This is a genomic window from Dactylosporangium sp. CA-092794 (genome assembly GCF_050948465.1).
Classification (GTDB): Bacteria; Actinomycetota; Actinomycetes; order Mycobacteriales; family Micromonosporaceae; genus Dactylosporangium.
Map to the genome: position 1 here is coordinate 12126309 of NZ_CP192044.1, position 22592 is coordinate 12148900.

Annotated in this window: 21 protein-coding genes; 16 read left to right on the forward strand and 5 right to left on the reverse strand. The window is 72.3% G+C overall.

The annotated features are described in order from the left end of the window. The first annotated feature begins 343 nt into the window (after positions 1–343). Both ACQPXD_RS52595 and ACQPXD_RS52600 read left to right on the forward strand, forming a co-directional pair. Positions 344–1828 (forward strand): DUF1996 domain-containing protein, encoded by a 1485-nt coding sequence (locus ACQPXD_RS52595; RefSeq protein WP_432832138.1) that lies wholly within the window; start codon positions 344–346, stop codon positions 1826–1828. Positions 1829–1895: 67 nt separating this feature from the next. Further along, positions 1896–2258 (forward strand): response regulator, encoded by a 363-nt coding sequence (locus ACQPXD_RS52600; RefSeq protein ID WP_432832140.1) that lies wholly within the window; start codon positions 1896–1898, stop codon positions 2256–2258. A gap of 44 nt (positions 2259–2302) precedes the next feature. Here the strand turns inward: ACQPXD_RS52600 and ACQPXD_RS52605 are convergent, their stop codons facing one another. After that, positions 2303–2989, reverse strand: coding sequence for a response regulator transcription factor (locus ACQPXD_RS52605; RefSeq protein WP_432832142.1), 687 nt, complete (start codon positions 2987–2989; stop codon positions 2303–2305). Between the two features lie 41 nt (positions 2990–3030). On the opposite strand from ACQPXD_RS52605, the gene ACQPXD_RS52610 reads away from it, so the two are divergent. Then, positions 3031–4941 carry a CHASE3 domain-containing protein gene (locus ACQPXD_RS52610; RefSeq protein ID WP_432832144.1) on the forward strand — a complete coding sequence of 637 codons (1911 nt, stop codon included), beginning with the start codon at positions 3031–3033 and terminating at the stop codon, positions 4939–4941. A gap of 136 nt (positions 4942–5077) precedes the next feature. Then, on the forward strand, positions 5078–5323 hold the full coding sequence (locus tag ACQPXD_RS52615) for a hypothetical protein (protein WP_432832146.1): 246 nt from the start codon (positions 5078–5080) through the stop codon (positions 5321–5323). An 86-nt stretch (positions 5324–5409) separates the two neighbouring features. Here ACQPXD_RS52615 and ACQPXD_RS52620 read toward each other — a convergent pair whose 3' ends face one another. Together ACQPXD_RS52620 and ACQPXD_RS52625 are read right to left on the reverse strand one after the other, a co-directional pair. Next, the gene (locus ACQPXD_RS52620) at positions 5410–6807 is read right to left on the reverse strand and encodes a hypothetical protein (RefSeq protein ID WP_432832147.1); all 1398 of its coding nucleotides are present in this window, start codon (positions 6805–6807) and stop codon (positions 5410–5412) included. Then, complete coding sequence (locus ACQPXD_RS52625; protein WP_432832149.1) at positions 6804–7031, reverse strand: hypothetical protein; 228 nt, start codon at positions 7029–7031, stop codon at positions 6804–6806. The genes ACQPXD_RS52620 and ACQPXD_RS52625 overlap by 4 nt, the downstream gene beginning before the upstream one ends. 308 nt (positions 7032–7339) lie before the next feature. On the opposite strand from ACQPXD_RS52625, the gene ACQPXD_RS52630 reads away from it, so the two are divergent. From ACQPXD_RS52630 to ACQPXD_RS52650, 5 genes are all read left to right on the forward strand, one after another. Next, the gene (locus ACQPXD_RS52630; RefSeq protein WP_432832151.1) at positions 7340–8350 is read left to right on the forward strand and encodes a coiled-coil domain-containing protein; all 1011 of its coding nucleotides are present in this window, start codon (positions 7340–7342) and stop codon (positions 8348–8350) included. Between the two features lie 599 nt (positions 8351–8949). After that, positions 8950–9969, forward strand: a complete 1020-nt coding sequence (locus ACQPXD_RS52635; protein WP_432832153.1) for a hypothetical protein — start codon at positions 8950–8952, stop codon at positions 9967–9969. Positions 9970–10198: 229 nt separating this feature from the next. Continuing rightward, entirely contained in the window at positions 10199–10762 is a 564-nt protein-coding gene (locus ACQPXD_RS52640) for a hypothetical protein (RefSeq protein WP_432832155.1), read from the forward strand. A 59-nt stretch (positions 10763–10821) separates the two neighbouring features. Continuing rightward, complete coding sequence (locus ACQPXD_RS52645; RefSeq protein ID WP_432832157.1) at positions 10822–12210, forward strand: MFS transporter; 1389 nt, start codon at positions 10822–10824, stop codon at positions 12208–12210. Beyond that, entirely contained in the window at positions 12203–12628 is a 426-nt protein-coding gene (locus tag ACQPXD_RS52650; RefSeq protein ID WP_432832159.1) for a MarR family winged helix-turn-helix transcriptional regulator, read from the forward strand. The genes ACQPXD_RS52645 and ACQPXD_RS52650 overlap by 8 nt, the downstream gene beginning before the upstream one ends. 27 nt (positions 12629–12655) lie before the next feature. Here the strand turns inward: ACQPXD_RS52650 and ACQPXD_RS52655 are convergent, their stop codons facing one another. After that, positions 12656–13741: a branched-chain amino acid aminotransferase gene (locus ACQPXD_RS52655; RefSeq protein ID WP_432832161.1), complete on the reverse strand. Its 1086-nt coding sequence runs from the start codon at positions 13739–13741 to the stop codon at positions 12656–12658. A gap of 68 nt (positions 13742–13809) precedes the next feature. Next, entirely contained in the window at positions 13810–14661 is an 852-nt protein-coding gene (locus ACQPXD_RS52660) for a spermidine synthase (RefSeq protein ID WP_432832163.1), read from the reverse strand. A 165-nt stretch (positions 14662–14826) separates the two neighbouring features. On the opposite strand from ACQPXD_RS52660, the gene ACQPXD_RS52665 reads away from it, so the two are divergent. The 7 genes from ACQPXD_RS52665 (at position 14827) to ACQPXD_RS52695 (ending at position 22524) form a co-directional block, all read left to right on the forward strand. Then, the gene (locus tag ACQPXD_RS52665; protein ID WP_432832165.1) at positions 14827–15702 is read left to right on the forward strand and encodes an FAD binding domain-containing protein; all 876 of its coding nucleotides are present in this window, start codon (positions 14827–14829) and stop codon (positions 15700–15702) included. Between the two features lie 2 nt (positions 15703–15704). Further along, positions 15705–16184 (forward strand): (2Fe-2S)-binding protein, encoded by a 480-nt coding sequence (locus ACQPXD_RS52670; RefSeq protein WP_432832167.1) that lies wholly within the window; start codon positions 15705–15707, stop codon positions 16182–16184. Beyond that, a complete protein-coding gene (locus tag ACQPXD_RS52675) occupies positions 16181–18562 on the forward strand; it encodes an aerobic carbon-monoxide dehydrogenase large subunit (RefSeq protein ID WP_432832169.1) in 2382 nt (793 codons plus the stop codon). The genes ACQPXD_RS52670 and ACQPXD_RS52675 overlap by 4 nt, the downstream gene beginning before the upstream one ends. 10 nt (positions 18563–18572) lie before the next feature. After that, positions 18573–19523, forward strand: a complete 951-nt coding sequence (locus ACQPXD_RS52680) for an XdhC family protein (protein WP_432832171.1) — start codon at positions 18573–18575, stop codon at positions 19521–19523. Beyond that, positions 19520–20386, forward strand: a complete 867-nt coding sequence (locus ACQPXD_RS52685) for an AAA family ATPase (RefSeq protein WP_432832173.1) — start codon at positions 19520–19522, stop codon at positions 20384–20386. The genes ACQPXD_RS52680 and ACQPXD_RS52685 overlap by 4 nt, the downstream gene beginning before the upstream one ends. A 268-nt stretch (positions 20387–20654) precedes the next feature. Beyond that, positions 20655–21818 carry a vWA domain-containing protein gene (locus tag ACQPXD_RS52690; protein WP_432832175.1) on the forward strand — a complete coding sequence of 388 codons (1164 nt, stop codon included), beginning with the start codon at positions 20655–20657 and terminating at the stop codon, positions 21816–21818. Continuing rightward, positions 21775–22524 carry an SRPBCC family protein gene (locus ACQPXD_RS52695; protein WP_432832177.1) on the forward strand — a complete coding sequence of 250 codons (750 nt, stop codon included), beginning with the start codon at positions 21775–21777 and terminating at the stop codon, positions 22522–22524. The genes ACQPXD_RS52690 and ACQPXD_RS52695 overlap by 44 nt, the downstream gene beginning before the upstream one ends. Positions 22525–22592: the final 68 nt, after the last annotated feature.

A 22592-nucleotide genomic window follows, 5' to 3' on the forward strand; every position in this document is an offset into this window, starting at 1 on the left:
GCGGGTGGCGCCGTGCGCACCATCGGTTTCTCATGATCGTGGAGTGGAAATGTACCTATAGGTACCTTAAGTCTCCGCGATCATGGCAAAGCCGTGGTGTCGACGCGGCCGCGTGCATGATCGCGGAGAGTTATCGACGGGCGGTCCGGTGAAATGGCGCCTTATGATGATATGTCCGATAAGTCGCGGCGCGGAGCGCCCGACTTATCGGACGCGCTTGGCATCGCGCGGACGGGTTGCCCTCGCCGGCGTTGTGAGCGTGGGGCTGCTGTCGCTTAGGCCAGCTTTACGTTCCACTTAGGAATCTTGAGAGAGCGCTCTCCAAGTGCGTACGGTCCTGACCATGTCGATCAAGACCGGGGCGGGGCGGCGGCGGACCTTGCTGGCGCTGCTCGCCGTGCCGTTCGCCGGGGCCGTGGCCACCACCGTCATCCTCACCACGACCGCCGGCGCCGAGCAGGTCGACACCGCCGGGGTCGTGCAGGCCGAGGCCTGGAGCGCACAGTCCGGCGCCCGGACCGAGAACACCGGCGACACCGGCGGCGGCAAGAACGTCGGCTGGCTCGCCAACGGGGACTGGATGCGGTACGACACCGTCGATCTCGGCGGCGCGGGCACCCTCACCGCGAGCGTGCGGGTCGCGGCGGCCAGCCACGCCGGGGGCACGATCGAGCTGCGGGCCGGCACGCCGGACGGCGAGGCGCTGGCGACGTACGCCGTCGGGTACACCGGCGGCTGGCAGTCCTGGACCACGAAGACGGCCGTCAGCGAGACCCGGCTGACCGGCAAGCAAACCGTATACCTGCTGCTGAAGAGCCCGCAGGGCAGCGACTTCACCAACGTCAACTGGATCCGGTTCACCCGCACGCCCACCGCCACCGTCCCGGGCGCGAGCTCCGCGGCCCCGACGACGTCCGCGCCTCCCGCTACGGCCCCGTCGGCGACCAAAACCACGTCCGCCCCGCCGCCGCCGAACACCGGCTGGCCGGCGGTCGACCCGGTCAAGCAGCAGGCCGACACCGCGGCGTTCTTCGCCCGCAAGCCGGCGCCGATCACCAACAACCCGGTCAAGGTGCCCGAGTTCCACGCCACCTGCACGGTGAGCCACCACGGCGGCGACGACCCGATCGTCTTCCCGGGGCTGGCCGGCGCCTCCCACAACCACACGTTCCTGGGCAACCGGTCCACCGACGCCAACTCGACCGCCGAGTCGCTGTTCGCGGCCGGCACGACGTGCACGCCCGCGCAGGATCACTCGGCGTACTGGATCCCCACGCTCTACCAGAACGGCAAGGTCGTCGACCCCAAGGAGGTGACCGTCTACTACGGCTCCCGCCTCAAGGACCCGAGCAAGACCCAGCCGTTCCCGTTCGGCCTGCGGATGATCACCGGTGACGCGAAGACGCAGACCGACACGCCGGACCACCAGGGCAACCACTTCTGGTGCGCGGGCATCGGCGGCGAGGTCGGGCGCACCGCGGACGGGCAGTACCCGATCTGCGCCAAGACCGCGGAGCTCGTCCGGCAGATCTCCTTCCCGGACTGCTGGGACGGCGTGCACCTGGACAGCCCGGACCACAAGGCGCACATGGCCAACGGTGACCACACCGGGGCGTGCCCGGCCAGCCATCCGGTGCCGATCCCGTCGGTCTCGTTCGTCATCGCGTACCCGCTCAGCACCGACACGAACGGCATCACGCTCTCGTCGGGCAACGGCTACTCGATGCACGCGGACTTCTTCAACGAGTGGGAGCCCGGCGCCCTCGCCCAGCGGGTCCGCGACTGCCTCGACCAGGGCTACAAATGCAACGCGCAAGGGACGTTCTAGGGGCTACTCCACCCCTTTCCCGCTAGCCGCAAGGCGGTACCACCCGTACCCATGGCACGTTGTTGGTATGACGATCCGCTGCGTCATCGTCGACGACTCGGAGCGCTTCCGCATCAGCGCCAGGCGGCTTCTGTCGGACCAGGGCATCGCGGTGGTCGCGACCGCGGCGGACAGCGGCGAGGCGCTGCGGGCGGTCGAAGCAGAACAGCCGGATGTGGTACTCGTGGATGTCGGCCTCGGCGCCGAGAGCGGCTTCGACCTGGCCGCGCAGATCCCCCGCAGCCCGGTGATCATGGTGTCGAGCCTCGCCCCGGAGGACCTCACCGACCTCCTGGCGAGCAGCCCGGCGATCGGCTACCTGCCGAAGGACCAGCTCTCGAGCTGCGCGATCTGCTCGATGCTGGACACGCCACCCCCCGCGATCCGATAACCGGAACTCTCCGCGATCAAACGTTCGCTCCGGCCCCGGGATGATCAGGTGCCGGCCGAGGCGGCCTCGAGGAAGGTGAGCACCGCGAGCACACGGCGGTGGGTCTCGTCGGTCTCGGGCAGATCGAGCTTGGTGAGGATGGAGCGGACGTGCTTCTCGATGGTGCCCTCGGTGACCCATAGCGCCTTGGCCACGCCGGCGTTGGAGCGGCCCTCCGCCATCAGGGCGAGCACCTCGCGCTCGCGCGGGCTGAGCACGTCGAGCGGGTCGCGCCGGCGGTGCGCGGCGACCAGTTCCTGAACCACGGCCGGGTCGACGACGGTGCCGCCGTCGTGCACCCGGTGCAGGGTCTCGACGAACTCGTCGACGTCGGTGACGCGGCTCTTGAGCAGGTACCCGATCCGCTCACCGCTGGCCAGCAACTCGATCGCGTGCTCCACCTCGACGAACGCGGACAGCACCAGGATGGCCACGCTGGGGAAGCGGCGACGGATCTCCCGGGCCGCGGCCAGGCCCTCGGTGGTGTGCGTGGGTGGCATGCGGATGTCGACGATGGCGATGTCCGGGTTGGTCTTCTCGACCAGGTCCAGCAGGTGCGAGCCGTCGTCGGCGAGCCCGGCGACGCTGAAGCCGTGCCGGTCGAGCAGGCTCGCCAGCCCCTCACGCAGCAGCACGTCGTCGTCGGCGATCACCACCGAACGACGGAGCGCCGTACTCGCCTCAAATGCCATCAAATCCAACATATCTCCGCGAGTGGGGGTAGTCATCCCCCATGCACGGGGGGTTGACCGTCCGCCTCGCGGTGACCAGCGCACTGTTCACGCTGCTCATCAGCGCGGCGTTCGTCGTGATCCTCTTCTCCGTGTACCAGTTGCGGGCCTCGGTCAACATGGTGACCCGGTCGGAGGCCGCGGTCTCCGCCGGTAACACCCTCGAACGCCTGGTGCTCGACGTCGAGGCCGGGCGGCGCGGCTACGCGCTCACCCACGACCGCGCGCTGCTGCAGCCGTGGATCCGCGCCCAGCAGCAGATTCCCCACCGGCAGCAGGATCTCGCCTCATCCGTGGCGGGCGACTCAGCCCAGGTGGTCCGGGTCGCGACGCTCAACAACGACGTCACCATGTACCTCGACAACTACGCCGACCCCGGCATCGCCCGGGACCAGGCCGGCGAGCCGGAGAACATCGACGCGCAGTCCATCCGCGACGGCCAGCAGCACGTCGCCGCGCTGCGCACCGAGTTCGAGCAGTTCCAGGCGAGCCAGCGCACCATGGTGGACCAGGCGCACGCCGAGGCGGCGATCGCCGGCCGGCGGGCCGTCATCGCGGGCATCGCCGGCTTCGGGGTGTCGATGCTCGCCGTGGCCCTGCTGACCCGGTCGCTCGCCGTCATGGTGGTGCGCCCGCTGCACCGCATGGTGATGGCGGCCGACGTCGTCGCCGGCGGCGACCTCTCGATGCGGGTCCCGACCAACGGGCCGGCCGAGGTGGGCGCCTTGCAGCGAACGTTCAATGCCATGGTCGCCGCGATCGGCAAGGGCCGGGAGATGCTCGCCGCGGTCGCGGCCGAGCAGACCGCGCTGCGCCGGGTGGCCACCGTCGCCGCGCACGGCCAGGCGGCCGAGGACGTGTTCGGCGCGGTGACCGAGGAGGCCGGCAAGCTCTTCGGGGCCGACGCCGCGGTACTGCTGCGCTTCGAGCCCGACGGCAACGCCTCCGTCGTGGCCAGCTGGAGCCGGGACCCGGCACACCGGGTGAAGCTGGGCAAGGTGAGGATCGCCGACACCGGCATCGCCGGGCGCGTGCTGCGCTCCGGCAAGCCGATCCGCATGGCCGGCGCGCGCAGCGCCGACTTCCTGCACCACGAGTTCAGCGACCCCTCGATCCGCTCCGCGATCGGCGCACCGGTGCTGGTCGCGGGCCGGGTCTGGGGCGCGCTCAAGGCCCTGTCCACCTGCTCCCAACCGCTGCAGCAGCACGACGCCGAGCGGGCGGCCGAGTTCACCGAGCTGGTCGCGAGCGCGATCGCCAACTCGCAGGCCCGCGCCGACCTGACCGCCTCCCGCGCCCGCGTGGTCGCCGCCACCGACGAGAGCCGCCGACGCATCGAGCGCGACCTGCACGACGGCACCCAGCAGCGGCTCATCGCCCTGCTGCTGGCCCTGCGCGCGACCGAGACCCAGGTCAGCGACGGCGTGCAGAAGCGCCTGCACACCATCGGCAGCGACCTGTCCGACGCCATCGACGAGCTGCGCGAGCTGGCCCGGGGCATCCACCCCTCGATCCTGTCCGAGGGTGGCCTGAACCCGGCGATCAAGTCGCTCGCCCGCCGCTCCCCCGTGCCGGTGGACCTGCGCCTGGACCTGCCGGAGCGACTGGACGCCAAGGTCGAGATCGGTGTGTACTACGTAGTGGCGGAGGCCCTGACCAACGCCATCCGGCACGCGCACGCGACCGTCATCTCGGTCACCGCCGGCGTCGAGCGGGGGCGCCTGCTGCTGGCCGTCGAGGACGACGGCGTCGGGGGCGCCGACCCGGGCACCGGCACGGGCCTGACCGGCCTCGGCGACCGGGTGGCCGCGCTCGGCGGCACCATGCAGATCGCCAGCCGGCCCGGCGCGGGCACCCGGCTGAGCATCACGATCCCGCTCGCGACCGCCCCCGCGGAGGGTGATTCCGGGTGAGTACCGTATGGCGGCCAGCCGGAACTCGCGGGTGCGGAAACCCGCAGGCGTAAAGCCCCGCTGGCGCCGAAGCGCGGCCGGGCCGGCCGGAGGACGGTGTAAGGGTCAACAACACCCCTTGAACAGGTGATCCACCATGACGACCTGCCCGGTTGACCCGGTGCTGTGCATGGCACTGTTCGTCTCCGACACCCCGTGCAGCGCCGAACCCGACGACGCCACCGTCCGGGCGACGGTGGACGCCACGCTCGAGCGCCTCGGCCCCAACGAGTGCTACGCCCGCGCCGCCGAGGTCTTCGGCGACCGCCCGGAGATCGCGCTGAACCGCATCCAGTGGGCCCGCCGCGTGTGCCAACGGGCCCTCACCCCCGCACACACCTGACCCGCTCGGGTCAGCAAAGCCATACAGGCGATAAGTCAGGCCGCTCCGTGGCCCGGCTTATCGCCTGTTTCGTGTTGTGTCCCGGTTCAGGCCTTGCCCGGGAGGATGCCCTCCAGGTGGCGGCCGTTGACCGCGCTGCGGCGGCCGGCTTCGACCTCGCCCTTCCACGTCCGCACGTAGTTGGAGGCGGTGAGCCGCTCCACGTCGTCGAGGTCGAGCAGGTCGCCCACGAGGGTGGTCAGCGCCACCACGTCGCTGCGGTCGTTCGGCGGCACGTGGTCGTGCAGCACCTGGTAGACCTGGTTGCGCAGGGAGCCCTCGCGGATCAGCGGCGTCGGGGAGAGCGTCGGCTCCTCGGCGATCTCGACCACGTCACTGGCCTCGTGGGTGACCGGCGCCGTGCGCGTGCGGGACCGCCGCGGCTGCGGCGCCGCGGGCAGGATGGCCTCCAGCTCGCCCCGCATGTGACCCAACGGCCCGGGGGCGGCGGGCTCGGCCGCGGTCAGCTCGGCGGCTTCCGCGGCGCGGGCCACCGCCTCGCGGGCCGCCCGCCGCTCGTCGTCGTCCGCCGGCCGCCGCGGCTCGGTGCGGCGCTCCTCGGCGCCCTCCCGGGCGGCGGCGGTGGGCAGTGCACGCTGCTCCTCGGTGTCGAGCACCGGTAGCTCGCCGGCCCTGGCGGCGCGCTTGGCCGGGGGCAGGGCGCCCGGGGGCGTCCCGGTCACCGCGGCCAGCCGGGCCGGGGCGAGGTCGGCGGCGATGAGCGCGGTCAGGCCGTCGTAGTCGGCGCCGTCGGCGAGGCGCACCGCGATCTCGTCGAGGTCGTACACGGCGACGGCGATGTCGGCCGTCGTCGGGTCGACCGCGGAGCGGATCTTGCGGTGCAGCACCTTCGCGATCGCCGACGTGCGCTGCTCCTTGCGCTTCTCCGCCTTGGCCGCCGCGATGGAGCTGTAGAGCCCCAGGCGCGGGTCGGCCTTGGCCAGGTTCTTGGCGCGCAGGGTCAGCCAGGGGTGGCGGACCCAGTGGCCGACGACCTCGTAGGCGGGGGTGGTCGGCGGCAGGTCACCCTTGGCCCGCAGCCGGTCGCGGCGCTGGTTCTCGGTGTGCATGAGCCAGACGAGATACCCCAGCGCGGACATCCCGGCGAAGAACCCGGCCATGAGCTTGTTCTCGTGGGCCATCCAGTTGAACGCGACCGCGAACGCGGCGATGGCGGCCGACAGGATGCGCGAGGCGGTCGCCTTCTCGCCGAGCCGGCGCCGCACGTCGGCGTTGGCCAGCACGACGATGCCGCCGAGCTCGAGCGCCCCGACGGCGGGGATCGCCCAGATCATCGGGATGCCCAGCGCCTGCACCGCGCCGGAGACCTGGCCGGCCAGGGCGACGAGCAGGACGACGATGTAGAAGAGCTGCCGCATGTAGGACGTGCGCCGGACCGTTTTCTGCAGATCGGCGTCGAGCTGATTGATGCCCGGCGTGCTCACCGGCTTCTCCCGTCGTCGTTCGGCTGGGGCAGCGGATAGCCCCGGGCCGCAAGAAACTCCGCCAGCGCCAGGTCCACGGAGCTCTGCACCGTGGTGTTGTGGTCGACGACGAACCGCTGCAGCATCTGCTCGATCTCCACCCGGACCCGGGTGTTGAGCTGGACCCGCTCGAACCGCGGCCGTTGTGGCGGCATCGCCACCGTCTTCTCTGTCGCTTCCAACATCACTCCCGCTAGCCGTTTGCTAGCGGGCACGCTAGCAAAGCAACGGTCGATGGCCCGACCCGACACGCCCGACACGTGTTCGAATCACCCGGGCGGGAGTGGCGCTCGTCACACGATCGGCGGCGGCTCGGAGCGATCCGGAACGGCGACCACGGACCGCGAGCTGGGCGGCGACGAAGCGTGTCGGCGGCCACGCATAACCGTGGTTACGAACCGCACGCAGACGGAGTTCAACGTCACTTTGCGTAGTCACCCGGGAGCGTTTCTCGCTCCTGTGCCGAGCCATCTGGGTTCGGTACTCTCACCGCATGCTGCGCCGGGGACTGATGTTCGTGGTTGCGGCGCTCGTGCTGATCGCCGCCCTGGCGACCCCCGCGGCGGCCGCTCCGGGCGATCCCACAGCCCCGCCCGACGAGGGCACGGGCAACCTCACGCTGGGCGACAAGCTCGACTCGGCCAACACCGAGTGGCTGCAGGCGCAGGCGACACTCGAGGCGTCGAAGAAGCGCCAGGCCGAGCTCGAGCAGCAGATGGCCTCGATGGAGAAGGAGCTGGAGCCGATCCGGGCCAGCGTCAACGTGATCGCGGCCGCGGCCTACCGCACCGGCGGCAACATCCGGCTGACCGCCGCGCTGATCACCACCGACTCGGCCGAGCAGTTCATGGACCGGATCGTGCTGGTGAACACGATCGCGCAGTACAACGACCGGCAGATCGCCCGGCTGACCAAGCTGCAGGCCGACCTCGCCGGCGCCAAGCAGGCGATCGACGACGAGGTCGCCAAGCAGCAGGCGCAGGCGAACATCCAGGCCAAGAAGAAGCAGGACGCCGAGGCGGCGCTGGCGAAGATGAAGGGCAAGGCCGACGGCTACGTCAGCGTGAACTCCCCGCTGGCCAACCCGGCCCCGCGCAACGCCGACGGCACCTGGCCGAAGGAGAACTGCATCATCGACGACCCGACCACGACGGGCTGCATCACGCCGCGCATGCTGCACGCGGCGCAGGAGGCCCGCAAGGCCGGGTTCACGCACTTCTACTCCTGTTTCCGCCCGTCCGGGCCGTATGAGCATCCGAAGGGCCGGGCCTGCGACTTCGCCGCCGACTCGGACGGCTTCGGCGGGGTGGCGACGGGCGCGTCGAAGACCTACGGCACCAACCTGGCCGCGTTCTTCGTCAAGAACGCCTCGTCCCTTGGTGTGCTGTATGTGATCTGGTTCCGCCAGGTCTGGACGCCGGCCGCGGGCTGGCACGCCTATAGCGGCGGCAACGGCGACCCGTCGAGCGACCACACGAACCACGTGCACCTCTCGGTCCTGTAGGAATCGGGCGTATCCGAAATATCCGAAATGTCGGGCGCGCCAGTGCCCGACATTTCGGGATTTGGCCACTTCCGCCGGCGCCCGTCAGCATGCCGGGGCCCACGCAGTTGGCCCGCACGCCGTAGCGGCCCTCCTCCGCCGCCACGCCCCGGCGCGCGAGGCCAGTGCCTGATCCTGCTCGTTGACGTCAGACGGCCGCCGGAAGTCTCCGTGATCATGACGTGCGCGGTGGCCGCACCACAGGTTTGCCATGATCCCGGAGCCTTTCGGTACACGGGAGTACATCAGCACTCCGTGATCATGAAAAACCGTTGGTGTCGATGCCAGTTGCGCATGATCACGGAGACATCCGGTCCCTGCGCTGTGCCGCGCGGCGCGCAGCGCCCGACCGGCGGGACGTGATCGCAGACCTTGCCCGCCTGTCGGGACGCGCAGGCCGGGCGCCGGTGGCCGCCGGCGGACGTGACCCGCGATTTCCGCCGTGCGGGGCCGCGTGAGTCGACGCTCACAGGTAAAAGCGAACGTTCGTTCTTGACGGACTCGGGCGCCCGTACCATCCTCAAAAACAGCGAACGAACGTTCCTTTTTAGGAGACTCAGATGGCCGCCCAGCACAGCGCACAGCGGTCGCCCTGGCCTCGCGTCGGCGCGATCGTGCTCCTGCTCACCGCCCTGCTCAGCCTGATCATGATCGCGTTCGCCTGGCCGGCCACGCGGTCCACCGTGCACGACATTCCGCTCGCGGTCGCCGGGCCGCCGCCGGCCACCGCGCAGGTCGTCCAGCAACTGCAGGCCAACCGGCCCGGGGCGTTCGAGGTGACGACGGTGGCCGACACGGCCGCGGCGGAGGCATTGATCAAGGACCGGAAGGTGTACGGCGCGATCGACCTCACCACCGGCCACCCCCAGGTCATCGTCGCCTCGGCGGCCAGCCCGGCCGTGGCGCAGGCGCTCCAGCAGGTCGCGCAGGCGCTCGGCCAGAGCGGGGCCGGCGCGCCCGTCGTGCGCGACCTGGTGCCGCTGCCGGCCGACGACCCCCGCGGCGCCGGGCTCGCCGCCGGCGCGCTCCCACTGGTGCTCGGCGGCATCGTCGCGGCCGGGCTGCTGACCAACCTGATCGCCGGGATCGGGCGGCGGGTGGCCGGCGCGCTGGCCTTCGCGATCACGGGCGGGCTCGCGCTCACCGCGATCCTGCAGTACTGGCTCGGCTCGCTGGAGGGCGACTACTGGACCAACAGCGGCGTGGTGGCCCTGTCCATCGGCGCGACCGCGTTCACGCTGCTCGGCCTGGAGGCGCTGCTCGGCGCGGCCGGGCTGGGCCTCGGCGCGGCGGTCATGATGCTGCTGGGCAACCCGCTGAGCGGCCTGACCAGCGCACCGGAGATGCTGCCGTCGGGCTGGGGCGCGTTCGGGCAGTTCCTGCCGCCGGGCGCGGCCGGGTCGCTGCTGCGCAGCACCGCGTTCTTCGACGGCGCCGGATCGGGTGCGCACCTGCTGGTGCTGTCCGCCTGGGCGGTGTTCGGCCTGCTGCTCGTCGGCGCGGCCGGGCTGCGCCGGGCCGGCACCGGCCGCGGCACACCGACGCCGGCCGCCGAGCGCGAAACCGTCTCGGCCGCCTAAGGCCGCCGCTCACAGGCTCCCGCCAAGCTACGCCGCGGCCGGCACCGGCCGCGGCGCGCCGGCGCCGGCCGCCGAGCGCGAAACCGTCGTCGCCGCATAAACGCCGCATCAACAACAGCGGCTCACAGGCTCCTGCCAAGCTGCGCGCGGCGACGTGCCAGCCAGGCTCGCGATCGTTGCTGGTGAGCGGCCCGCAGCGGGGCCGACCGACGAGCGCAGGGAGCCTCCCATGAGCAGCCAGACCGACCAGCAGCCCGCCGCCCCCGTCCGGGCCACCGACCCGCAGCCGGCCGCGACCCCGCCGAAGACCTCACGGATGAAGACCGTGGTCGTCGGCGTGGTCGCGGCCCTGGTTCTCGGCGGCGGCGGATTCGCGGTGTACAAGGCCGCGGACAACGGCTCCTCGCCCACCTCGCAGCAGGCCGGGCCGGGCGGCAACGGCATGGGCGGGCCGGGCGGCTTCACGCGGTTCGACGGCGCGATCGGCGGGGCGGACGGCGTGGCCGGCGCGCTCTACGGCGACTTCACCGCATCCGACGGCAACGGTGGCTACGTCACCAAGCGGCTGCAGACCGGCACGGTGACCGACGTGAGCGCCACGTCCATCACCGCGAAGAGCGCGGACGGGCACACGACGACGTTCGTGATCGGCGCCGGCACCACCGTGGACAACGGCGACGACCAGGTCTCCGACGTCAAGGCCGGGGACACCGTCACGGTCGTGGGCACGGTGGACGGCACCCAGGCCACCGCGACGACGATCACCGACTCGACCCTAACCCAGGGCAACTGACCGTGATCTGAGCCGCAACCCCTGGCGCCGGGGTAGTTCGTTGTACGAGCATAATTATTATGGTCGTACAATCACGCAGCCGCCGCCTGCTCATCCTCGGCATCTGCTGCATGAGCCTGCTCGTCGTCAGCCTCGACAACACGATCGTGAACGTCGCGCTGCCGGCGATCGGCCGCGATCTGCACGCCCCGCTCTCCGGCCTGCAGTGGGCGATCGACGCCTACACGCTCGTCCTGGCCAGCCTCCTGCTCATGGCCGGCTCCACCGCCGACCGGATCGGGCGCCGCCGGACCTTCCAGACCGGCCTGATCGTCTTCTCCGCCGGCTCGCTGCTGTGCGGCATCGCCCCCTCGCTGGGCTGGTTGATCGCCTTTCGAGCACTGCAGGCCGTCGGCGGCTCGATGCTGAACCCGGTCGCCATGTCGATCATCACCAACGTGTTCACCGACCGGCGCGAGCGCGCCCAGGCCGTCGGGGTCTGGGGCGGCGTGGTCGGGGTCAGCCTCGCGCTCGGCCCGGTGGTCGGCGGCCTGCTGGTGCAGACCGTCGGCTGGCGCACGATCTTCTGGATCAACGTGCCGATCGGCATCGCCGCCGTCGTGCTCGCCGCGCTGTTCGTGCCGGAGTCGCGCGCCCCGCGCCCGCGCCGGATCGACCTGCCCGGCCAGGCCATCGTGCTGATCCTGGTGGCCAGCGGCACCTTCGCCATCATCGAGCACCAGCCGATCGCCGGTGCGGTGGCGCTCGTCGCGCTCGTGGCCCTGCTGCTGGTCGAGCCGCGGCGGCCGGAGCCGCTGGTCGACATCACGCTGTTCCGCAGCCCGCCGTTCGCCGGCGCCACGTCGATCGCGGTCCTCGCGTTCGGCGCCCTCGCCGGGTTCCTGCTGCTCAACACCCTCTACCTGCAGGACGTGCGGGGCTTCTCGCCGCTGCACGCGGGCCTGCTGACCCTGCCGATCGCCGCGATCACGGTGGTCCTCAGCCCGCTGTCGGGCCGCCTGGTCGGCACCCGCGGCCCGCGCCCGTCGCTGCTCACCGGCGGCGCCGGCATCGGCCTCAGCGCCGTGCTGCTGGCCTCGCTCACGCCGCACACGCCGCTGTGGGTGCTGCTCACGGCGTACGTCGCCTTCGGCATCGGCTTCGCCATGATCAATCCGCCGATCACGGTCACCGCCGTCTCCGGCCTGCCGATGGCCCAGGCCGGGGTCGCCGCCGCGTTCGCCTCGACCAGCCGGCAGTTCGGCCTGGTGCTGGGCATTGCCGTGCTCGGCGCGGTGGTCAACGCCGGCCTGCACGGCCGCGCGATGGCCGACGGATTCGCCCCGGCCAGCCACGCGAGCTGGTGGATCGTGGCCGGGTGCGGCGCCGCCATCCTGCTCGTCGGTACGCTCACCACCGGACCCCGCGCGCTGAGCCGACAACCCGATGCGGAGCTGGTCGATGCCTGATCCGGACACCGCCGCCCAGGCCGCGCAGGTCTGGCGCGGGCTGCTGGCCCTGGTGCACGAGCGCCACGACCGCCGCAAGGAGGTCTGCGAGGCCCTGGACATGAGCTTCGTGCGGGTCAAGGCGCTGCGCCGGATCGCCGTCGAGCCCATGACGATGCGGGAGCTGGCGGCGCGGCTGCAGACCGACGCGCCCTACACCACCCTGGTCGTCGACGACCTGGAGCGGCGCGGCCTGCTCCGCCGGGAGCCGCACCCGGCCGACCGCCGCGCCAAGCTCGTGACGGCGACGGACCTGGGCCGGGCCGAGGCGGCGCGGGCCGAGCAGATCTTGGCCCAGCCCCCGCCCCAGATGCTCGCCCTGGACCCCGCCGACCTGGCGACGCTGGGCCGGATCGTGACCAAGCTGGCCACCGACTGACCGGCGCCGGCCACCCGCACGGCGCGGTCAGGCCGGCACGGACCAGCCGAACGGATCCTCCAGGCGGCCGCGCTGGATACCCACGATGAGGTCGCGGATCGCGGTGGTGACCGGGCCCTCCGCCGCGCCGCCGACGAGGAACTCGCCGTCCTTCGACCGGGCGGTGCCGATCGCGGTGATGACCACGCCCGTGCCGGAGGCGAAGGTCTCGCGCAAGGCGCCGCTCGACGCGTCGGCGCGCCACTCGTCCACCGAATACGGGCGCTCCTCGACGGTCCAGCCGCGGTGGCGGGCGAGGGTCAGGACCGAGTCGCGGGTCACGCCGGGCAGGATCGAGCCGTTCAGCGGCGGGGTCACCAGCCGCGGGGTGCCGTCCTGGTCGTAGACGAAGAAGAGGTTCATGCTGCCCGACTCCTCGATCCACCGCCGCTCGACGGCGTCGAGGAACACGACCTGGTCGCAGCCCGTGTCGTGGGCCTGGGCCTGGGCGCGGAGGCTGACCGCATAGTTGGCGGCGGCCTTGACCGCGCCGGTGCCGCCGGGGGCGGCGCGCGTGTATTCCTGCGAGATCCAGACCGTGATCGGCTTGGCGCCGCCGGCGAAGTAGGCGCCCGACGGCGAGGCGATGACGCCAAAGAGGTACTCCGACGACGGCCGCACGCCGAGGAACGGGTCGGTCGCGATCATGTACGGGCGCAGGTAGAGGCTCTGCCCCTCGCCGCTGGGCACCCAGTCGCGGTCGGCCTCGACGAGCGTGCGCACCGCGCGCAGGAACAGCTCCTCGGGCAGGCGCGGCATGGCGAGCCGGTCGGCGGTCGCGTTGAGGCGGCGCGCGTTGGCCTCGGGGCGGAAGAGCCCGATGCCCCCGCCGTCCAGCGCGTAGGCCTTGAGCCCCTCGAAGAGCTCCTGGCCGTAGTGCAGCGCCGCGGTGGCCGGCGACAGCGAGAGCGGCCCGAACGGCTCCAGGCGGGCGTCGTACCAGCCCTTGTCCTCGGAGTACCGAATGGTGATCATGTGGTCGGTGAAGACCCGGCCGAACCCGGGATCGACGAGCAGGGCGGCGCGCTCGTCGGCGGGGCGGCGCGCGGCGGGGACGGTGTCGAATTCGAGCATCCCGGAACTGTATGCGGAAACTGAACGATCCCTAAGCTCGTTCCCGACCACTGGTCGGTAACAACCACTCAGAACAAATTGGCCGGCGGCGGGGGCGAGGTCGTGGCCGTGACGTCGGTGACGACGGGGGCGGTGCCGATGAGCCGGGCCAGTTCGTCGCCGGCCACCAGCCGGGCCGGGAACGGGTCGCCGGCGGCGGCACGGGCCAGCTCCGGCCGCGGGATGCGGCCCGGCTCGGCCGCCCCGGCCAGGATCACGTTGCCGAACCGGCGGCCGCGCAGCACGGAGGGCTCGGCGAGCAGCACGACGTCGCCGCAGACCCGGCGCAGGGTGGCGGCCTGGCCGCGGACGAAGCCGAGCCCGGCGCCGTCGGCGAGGTTGGCCACGTAGATGCCGCCCGGGCGCAGCAGCCGCATCGCCGCGGTCAGAAACTCCAGCGACGCGAGGTGAGCCGGAACGCGCGCCCGGCTGTACACATCGGCGATGACGAGGTCGAAGCGGCCCGCGGCGAGCGACTCGACCGCGGCCCGGGCGTCGGCGGCGCGGACCCGGATGTCGGCGCCGCGCGGCAGCGGCAGCTCGCGGCGCACGAACGCGATGAGCGCGGCGTCGCGCTCGACCACGCGCTGCACCGAGCCGGGGCGGGTGGCGGCGACGTACCGTGGCAGCGTGAGCGCCCCGCCGCCGAGGTGCAGCACGGACAGCGGCGCGCCGGCCGGGGCCATCGCATCGACGACGGAGGCGATCCGGCGCATGTATTCGAAGTCGAGCAACCGCGGGTCGCCGAGGTCGAGCGCGGACTGCGGATACCCGTCGAGCAGCAGCGTCCAGCGGCCCGGACGGCCGTCGTCCGGGCACAGCTCCGCGACGCCACCGTCGACCTGGGCAACGGTGGCGGTCACCCGCTTGCGGCCGCCCACGTACTCAATCTTGCAGTTCCTGCGCACATATAGACGCGCCCGGCCAACGGAAACTACTCTCTGTAAAGCTGTCGACTACGTACGCAGTGTTGTCGGATGTCGGCTTTAGGACGACGATCGGGTCGACCCCTGCACACTGTCCGGACCCGAAAAACCGGAGGCGCGATGCAAGTACCCGCCGCATTCGAATACGCGAAGGCCACCAGCGTAGGCCAGACCCTGCAACTACTGGCCCGGTGGGGGGAGGACGCCCGCGTGATCGCCGGCGGTCACAGCCTCATCCCGATGATGAAGCTGCGCCTGGCCCGCCCCACGGCGCTCATCGACATCAACGACGTGACCGAGCTGTCGTACATCCGGGTCGAGGGCGCCGAGCTGCGCATCGGCGCGCTCACCCGCCACGCCGAGCTGCTGGCCTCGCCGGTGGTCGAGGAGCACTACCGGATCTTCTCCGACGCCGAGCGGGTGATCGCCGACCCGATCGTGCGCAACCGCGGCACCGTCGGCGGCTCGCTCTGCCAGGCGGATCCGGCCGAGGACCTCTCCGCCGCGTTCGCCGCGGTCGACGCCTCCGTGCTGATCCAGGGGCCGGACGGGTCGCGGACCGTGCCGCTCAGCGAGTTCCACGTGGGGCCGTACGAGACCGTGGTCGAGCCCGGTGAGCTGCTCACCGAGATCCGGGTGCCGATCCGGCCGGGCGGCGGCTCGGCGTACCTCAAGGTGGAGCGCCGGGTCGGCGACTGGGCGGTCGCGGCCGCCGGCGCCGCCGTCTGGCTCGACGGTGACGCGATCAAGACCGCCGGGATCGGCCTGGCCGCCGTCGGGGCCGAGCACTTCCGGGCGGCCGAGGCGGAGGCGTTCCTGGCCGGCAAGCCGGCCACCGAGGAGACGTTCGCCGAGGCGGGGCGGATCGCCGCCGAGCACACCAACCCGGTCGCGGATCAGCGCGGGCCGGTCGACTACAAGCGGCACCTCGCCGGCGAGCTGACCGTGCGCGCGCTGCGCGCCGCGACCGCCCGCGCCCGAGGGCAGGAGGCCTGATCATGCAGATCACCGTCACGGTGAACGGCGAGCAGCACACCCGCGACGTCGAGCCCCGGCTCCTGCTGGTGCACTTCCTGCGCAACGAGCTCGGCCTCACCGGTACGCACTGGGGCTGCGACACGTCCAACTGCGGCGTGTGCACGGTGACCCTCGACGGCGTGCCGGTGAAGTCGTGCACCGTGCTCGCGGTCATGGCCGACGGCAAGCAGGTCGGCACCGTCGAGGGGCTGGAGGGCCCGGACGGGCTCGACCCCGTGCAGCAGGGCTTCATCCAGTGCCACGGCCTGCAGTGCGGCTTCTGCACGCCGGGCATGATGATCACCGCCAAGGCGCTGCTGCGGCAGAACCCCGACCCGTCCGAGCACGAGATCCGCGAGGCCATCTCCGGGCAGCTGTGCCGGTGCACGGGCTACGAGAACATCGTCCGGTCCGTGCGCTGGGCCGCCGAGCACCAGGCAAAGGAGGTGACACAGTCGTGACCGTCACCGATCACACAGTGTCTGTACCAATGGGCTTCGGCCGGATGCACCGCAAGGAGGACGCGCGGTTCGTCCGGGGCAAGGGCAACTACGTCGACGACGTCCGGCTGCCGGGCATGCTGCACGGCTCGTTCCTGCGCAGCCCGTATGCCCACGCGAAGATCCTGTCGATCGACACCAGCGCCGCCGAGGCCCTGCCCGGCGTCAAGGCGGTCATCACCGGCGCCACGCTGGAGACGCTCAAGCTGGCCTGGATGCCCACCCTGTCGTACGACACCCAGGCGGTGCTCGCCACGGACAAGGTGCGCTTCCAGAACCAGGAGGTCGCGTTCGTGGTGGCGGAGAGCCACTACATCGCCCGCGACGCCCTGGAGCTCATCGAGGTCGACTACGAGCCGCTGCCCGTGGTCGCCGACGCCAAGCAGGCCCTCGCCCCCGACGCCCCGGTGATCCGGGACGACAAGGAGGGCAAGACCGACAACCACATCTTCGACTGGACCGCTGGCGACAAGGAGCAGACCGACGCGGTCTTCGCCGACGCCGAGGTCGTGGTGGCCGAGGACGTGCTCTACCCGCGCGTGCACCCGTCGCCGCTGGAGACCTGCGGGGCGGTCGCGGACTTCGACAAGGTCAGCGGCAAGCTGACCATCTACTCGACCACGCAGGCGCCGCACGCGCACCGCACCGTCTACGCGCTGGTCGCCGGGCTGCCCGAGCACAAGATCCGGGTGATCTCGCCCGACATCGGCGGCGGCTTCGGCGGCAAGGTCGGCATCTATCCCGGCTACGTGCTGGCGATCGTCGGCTCGATCGTCACCGGCAAGCCGGTCAAGTGGATGGAGGACCGCAACGAGCACCTGACCTCCACCGCGTTCGCCCGCGACTACCACATGCACGGGGAGATCGCGGCCACGAAGGATGGCAAGATCCGCGCCCTGCGGGTCAAGGTGCTCGCCGACCACGGCGCCTTCAACGGCACCGCCCAGCCGACCAAGTTCCCGGCCGGGTTCTTCCACATTTTCACCGGGTCGTACGACCTGGAGGCCGCCTTCTGCGACGTCACCGGCGTCTACACGAACAAGGCCCCCGGCGGCGTGGCCTACGCGTGCTCGTTCCGCATCACCGAGGCCGTCTACCTGGTCGAGCGGATGATCGACGTGCTGGCCTTCGAGCTCAAGATGGACCCGGCCGAGCTGCGTATGAAGAACCTGCTGCGCCCGGAGCAGTTCCCGTACACGACGCCCACCGGCTGGGAGTACGACTCGGGCGACTACCCGCGGACGCTGCGCCTGGCCCTGGAGATGGCCGGCTACGACCAGCTGCGCAAGGAGCAGGCCGAGAAGCGCGAGCGCGGCGAGTACATGGGCATCGGCCTGAGCTTCTTCACCGAGGGCGTGGGCGCCGGCCCGCGCAAGCACATGGACATCCTCGGGCTGGGCATGGCCGACGGCGCCGAGCTGCGCGTGCACCCGACCGGCAAGGCCGTGCTGCGGCTGTCGGTGCAGACCCAGGGCCAGGGCCACGAGACGACGTTCGCCCAGATCGTCGCCGAGGAGCTGGGCATCTCGCCCGACGACATCGACGTCGTGCACGGCGACACCGACCAGACCCCGTTCGGCCTCGGCACCTACGGCTCGCGCTCGACCCCGGTCTCCGGCGCGGCCACCGCGATCGTCGCCCGCAAGGTGCGCGACCGGGCCCGGATCGTGGCCTCGGCGATGCTGGAGGTCTCCCCGGACGACCTGGAGTGGGAGAAGGGCAAGTTCTTCGTCAAGGGCGACCCCGACCAGGCCAAGACGATCCAGGAGATCGCCATGGCCGCGCACTCGAGCCTCGAGCTGCCCGAGGGCGTCGAGGGCCACCTGGACGCGACGACGGTCTACAACCCGCCGAACCTCACCTACCCCTTCGGCGCGTACCTCTGCGTCGTCGACGTCGACCCGGCCACCGGCCAGGTCAAGGTGCGCCGGTTCATCGCCGTGGACGACTGCGGCGTGCGGATCAACCCGCTGATCGTCGAGGGCCAGGTGCACGGCGGCCTCGCCGACGGCATCGGCATGGCGCTCATGCAGCTCATGGCGTTCGACGAGGACGGCAACCACCTCGGCGCCTCGCTGATGGACTACCTGCTGCCGACGGCGCTGGAGTGCCCCTCGTGGGAGCTCGGCGAGACCGTCACCCCGTCGCCGCACCACCCGATCGGCGCCAAGGGCGTCGGCGAGTCCGCCACGGTCGGCTCCCCGGCCGCGGTGGTCAACGCCGTGCTCGACGCGCTCAAGCCGTTCGGCGTGCGGCACGCGGACATGCCCCTGACCCCGTCGAACGTCTGGCGGGCCGCGCAGGGCCGCCCGATCCGCACCGACCTCGCGATCAGCTAGGAGTTTGGCGATGAACCTCCTCACCCGGGCCGACCAGCTGCGCGAGGGGCGCACCCCGTTCGTGCTCGCGACCGTGGTCCGCGCCGAGCGTCCGACCAGCGCCAAGGCGGGCGACCGCGCCCTGGTGCTGCCGGACGGCACGATCGAGGGGTTCGTCGGCGGCACCTGTGCCGAGTCGACCGTCCGTCTCCAGGGGCTGCGGCTGCTGGAGACGGGCGAGTCGACACTGCTGCGCATCACGCCCGACGACGACGGCCCGGACGCCCGGCCCGGCGCCGAAGGGCTGTTGACGGTCGCCAATCCGTGTCTTTCCGGGGGTACCCTCGAAATCTTCTTGGAAGCGATGATCCCGGCCCCGCTCGTTTTCGTGTATGGCGAGGCGCCGGTGGCCCGAGCCCTGACCGAGGTCGCGGACGCGATCGGCTGGCACGGCTTCCTCGCGCCGAGCGCCGAGACGCCGATCCCGCTCGACGCCGGCGCCGTCGTGGTCGCCTCGCACGGCCGCGACGAGGCGGAGATCCTCACCGCCGCCGTCAAGGCCGGCATCCCGTATGTCGCCCTGGTCGCCAGCCGCAAGCGCGCCGCCGCGGTGCTGGCCGAGCTGTCGCTGACCGAGGCCGAGCAGTCCGCCATCCACGCCCCGGCCGGCCTGGACATCGGCGCCCGGACCGCAGCGGAGATCGCGCTGTCGGTCCTCGCCGAGGTCATCGCCGCCCGCCCCCGCCAGACCGCGCCCCCGCCCGGGCAGGTGATGCTTCCCCTGATCGAGAAGCCGGCGGCCGTGACGATCGCCAAGGACCCCGTCTGCGACATGGACGTCGCGGTGGTTCCCGACGCCCTGCACTACCAGCACGAGGGCGTCGTCTATTACTTCTGCGGTACCGGATGTCGCCGCGCCTTCGCCGACAACCCGGCGCGTTACCTGCTGCGCTGGACGCCGGACCATAGCGGTCAGCTGTGATCGACACGGTCGACGCGCTGATCGAGGGCCTTGACCGGCAGGGGTACCTGACCGACCCGGCCTTGGGCACCGCGCTCTTCCTGGCGCTGCACATGGGCCAGCCGATCCTGCTGGAGGGCGAGCCCGGCGTCGGCAAGACCGCCGCGGCCGGCGCCCTGGCCGGCGCGCTCGACACGCCGCTCATCCGGCTGCAGTGCTACGAGGGCCTCAGCGCCGCCGAGGCCATCTACGAGTGGAACTACCCGCGGCAGCTGCTGGGCATCCGGCTCGCCGAGGCGCGCGGCGAGACCCCGCGGGAGGCGGACCTGTTCGCCCCCGAGTACCTGCTGCGCCGCCCGCTGCTCGCCGCGATCGAGCACCCCGGCCCGCGCCCGGCGGTGCTGCTCATCGACGAGGTGGACCGCGCCGACGACGAGTTCGAGGCGTTCCTGTTCGAGCTGCTGGCCGAGGGTTCGGTCACCATCCCGGAGCTGGGCACCCGCACCGCGGTCGTGCCGCCGGTCGTGGTGCTCACCTCCAACCGGACCCGGGACCTGCACGACGCCCTGCTGCGCCGCTGCCTGTACCACTGGATCGGCTACCCCGACGCGGCGCGGGTCGCCGCCATCATCCGCCGCCGCGTGCCCGGCGCCGACGAGCCGCTCGCCGCCCGGGTCGCCGGCGCGGTCTCCCGGCTGCGGGCCCTCGACCTGGCCAAGCCGCCGGGCGTCGCCGAGGCGATCAGCTGGGCCAACGCGCTGCAGCTGCTGGACTTGCCGCTGGACGGGGCGTCCGCCGCGGCGACCCTCGGCGCGGTGCTGAAGTATCGCGAGGACGAGGAGGTGGCCCGCCGTGCCGGGCTCGCCGACGTCGTCGCGGGCTGACCTCCCACCGCTTCCGCCCGCCGCCCCGGGCGTGCCGCCGGCGCGGGCCGACCTCACGCCGCTTCCGCCCACCGCCCCAGGTGCGCCCCCGGCGCGGGCCGACCTCACGCCGCTTCCGCCCGCCGCCTCGGGGGCGCTTCCGGCGCGGGCCGGCCTCGCGCCGACCTCGCCCGCCGCCCCAGGTGCGCCTGCGGCGCGGGCCGACCTCGCGCCGGCTCCGCCCGCCGCCGTGGGGGCGCCGCCGGCGCGGGGTGACCTTGCCGGGCTCGTGGCCGCGTTCGGCGCGGCGCTGCACGACGCGGGTCTGCCCGTGGGTCCCGACCGCTGCGCCCGTTTCGCGCAGGCCGTCTCGCTGCTCGCGCCGCAGACCGTCGACGAGCTGCACCGGTGTGCGCGGGCCACGCTGACCTGGGACCCGGCCCAGTTCGAGATCCTGGACCGGATCTTCGACGCGATCTTCCGCGGCTTCGCCGACGTGGCCGACTTCCGCGGCGATCCCAACGCCCAGGGCACCTCGACCACCACCCGCGACGGCGCCGCTTCTTCCGGCATGCCCAACATTTCCGATTTGTCGGAAATGTCGGACAGGTCCGTTCCCGTCGAGGTGCCCGTGGCGACCGCCGGCAGTGCGGCGGAGCGGCTCGCCCAGCGCGACTTCGCCACGCTCAGCGGCGACGAGCTGGCGCTGCTCGCCGAGCTCATGCGGCGGCTGCGCCTGGCCACCCCGCCGCGGCGCAGCCGAAGGTTCCGGCCCGCCGCCGACGGGCGCCTGGTCGACCTGCGCGCCGCCCTGCGCCGGGCCCGCCGCACCGGCGGCGAACCCCTCCGCCTACCCCGCCGCTCCCGCAAGGAGAAGCCGCGCCGGCTGGTGGTGCTGTGCGACATCTCCGGCTCCATGGAGCCCTACGCCAGGGCCATGCTCCAGCTGTTGTACTGCGCCGCCGGCGCCACCCGCGCCGAGGTGTTCACGTTCGCCACGCGGCTGACCCGGCTCACCCGCGTGCTGGCCCGCACCAGGCCGGCGGTGGCCCTGGAGCGGGCCGGCCGGGCGGCGCCGGACTGGTCGGGCGGCACCCGCATCGGCGCCGCGCTGAAGCGCTTCAACGACGAGTACGGCCGGCGCGGCATGGCCCGCGGCGCGGTCGTGCTCGTGGTATCGGACGGCTGGGAGACCGGCGACCCCGCGCAGGTGGGCGCCGAGATGGCCCGGCTGTCCCGCCTGGCATTCCGCATCGTCTGGGTCAATCCCCGGACCCAGAGCCCGCGCTACCAGCCGCTGGTCGGCGGCATGGCGGCCGCGTGGCCGTACTGCGACGCCGTGGTCAGCGCGCACTCGCTGGCCGCCGTCGAACCGCTGCTCGACGCCCTCAACGGAGGTAGGACGCCCCATGCTGCTCACCAACGAATTCGTCGTGGCCCGGCCGATCGATGAGACCTGGGCGGTGCTCACCGACATCGAGCGGATCGCGCCCTGCATGCCCGGCGCCCAGCTGACCGGGGTCAGCGGCGACGAGTACCAAGGCAAGGTAAAGGTGAAGGTCGGCCCGATGACCGCCCAGTTCTCGGGCACGGCCACGTTCAAAGAGTCCGACCCCGCCGCCCACCGCGCCGTGATCGAGGCCCGGGGCCGCGACGCGAGCGGCAAGGGCCGGGCGTCGGCACTGGTCACGGCGGTGCTCGTCAGCGAGGACTCCGCGACCCGGGTCCAGGTCGAGACGGACCTGAGCATCGCCGGCCCGCTGGCCCAGATGGGCCGCAGCACGATCGCGGACATCAGCACCCGCCTGCTGACCCAGTTCGTGGAGAACCTGGAGCGCCAGCTCGCCGCCGAGGACGCCACCACCCCACCACCCGCACCCCCCGCCGAGGCCACCACCGAGGCCCCCGTGGCGCCCACCGCGGAGTCCACTGTGGACGCCGCCGCGACCACGGAGCCCGACCTCGCCACCACGCAGTCCGTTGTGGACACTCCCACTGCGGAGCCGGACAAGCCGGCGGTACGGGTGATCGAGGGCCCGGAGGCGGAGGCGGTGGACCTCACGAAGGTGGCCGGCACCGCGACCCTGCTAAAGCTGGCCGTCCCCGTCGTCATCGTGGTCCTGCTCGTGATCGTCGCCCTGTTCCTCTGGCTCGGCTGAGCCCGGGCCGGCAACCCAGCGCTCCGCAGTCACCGGCCGACCGGCAACCGCGCCGCGGTCACCGCCCG

Coding starts and splice junctions, on each gene's coding strand:
- ACQPXD_RS52655 (WP_432832161.1), bottom strand. CDS start 13,741: ATGCTCGAATTCGACACCGTCCCCGCCGCGCGCCGCCCCGCCGACGAG.
- ACQPXD_RS52695 (WP_432832177.1), top strand. CDS start 21,775: ATGCTGCTCACCAACGAATTCGTCGTGGCCCGGCCGATCGATGAGACC.
- ACQPXD_RS52645 (WP_432832157.1), top strand. CDS start 10,822: ATGGTCGTACAATCACGCAGCCGCCGCCTGCTCATCCTCGGCATCTGC.
- ACQPXD_RS52640 (WP_432832155.1), top strand. CDS start 10,199: ATGAGCAGCCAGACCGACCAGCAGCCCGCCGCCCCCGTCCGGGCCACC.
- ACQPXD_RS52670 (WP_432832167.1), top strand. CDS start 15,705: ATGCAGATCACCGTCACGGTGAACGGCGAGCAGCACACCCGCGACGTC.
- ACQPXD_RS52680 (WP_432832171.1), top strand. CDS start 18,573: ATGAACCTCCTCACCCGGGCCGACCAGCTGCGCGAGGGGCGCACCCCG.
- ACQPXD_RS52650 (WP_432832159.1), top strand. CDS start 12,203: ATGCCTGATCCGGACACCGCCGCCCAGGCCGCGCAGGTCTGGCGCGGG.
- ACQPXD_RS52600 (WP_432832140.1), top strand. CDS start 1,896: ATGACGATCCGCTGCGTCATCGTCGACGACTCGGAGCGCTTCCGCATC.
- ACQPXD_RS52625 (WP_432832149.1), bottom strand. CDS start 7,031: ATGTTGGAAGCGACAGAGAAGACGGTGGCGATGCCGCCACAACGGCCG.
- ACQPXD_RS52665 (WP_432832165.1), top strand. CDS start 14,827: ATGCAAGTACCCGCCGCATTCGAATACGCGAAGGCCACCAGCGTAGGC.
- ACQPXD_RS52635 (WP_432832153.1), top strand. CDS start 8,950: ATGGCCGCCCAGCACAGCGCACAGCGGTCGCCCTGGCCTCGCGTCGGC.
- ACQPXD_RS52595 (WP_432832138.1), top strand. CDS start 344: ATGTCGATCAAGACCGGGGCGGGGCGGCGGCGGACCTTGCTGGCGCTG.
- ACQPXD_RS52605 (WP_432832142.1), bottom strand. CDS start 2,989: ATGGCATTTGAGGCGAGTACGGCGCTCCGTCGTTCGGTGGTGATCGCC.
- ACQPXD_RS52610 (WP_432832144.1), top strand. CDS start 3,031: ATGCACGGGGGGTTGACCGTCCGCCTCGCGGTGACCAGCGCACTGTTC.
- ACQPXD_RS52630 (WP_432832151.1), top strand. CDS start 7,340: ATGCTGCGCCGGGGACTGATGTTCGTGGTTGCGGCGCTCGTGCTGATC.
- ACQPXD_RS52615 (WP_432832146.1), top strand. CDS start 5,078: ATGACGACCTGCCCGGTTGACCCGGTGCTGTGCATGGCACTGTTCGTC.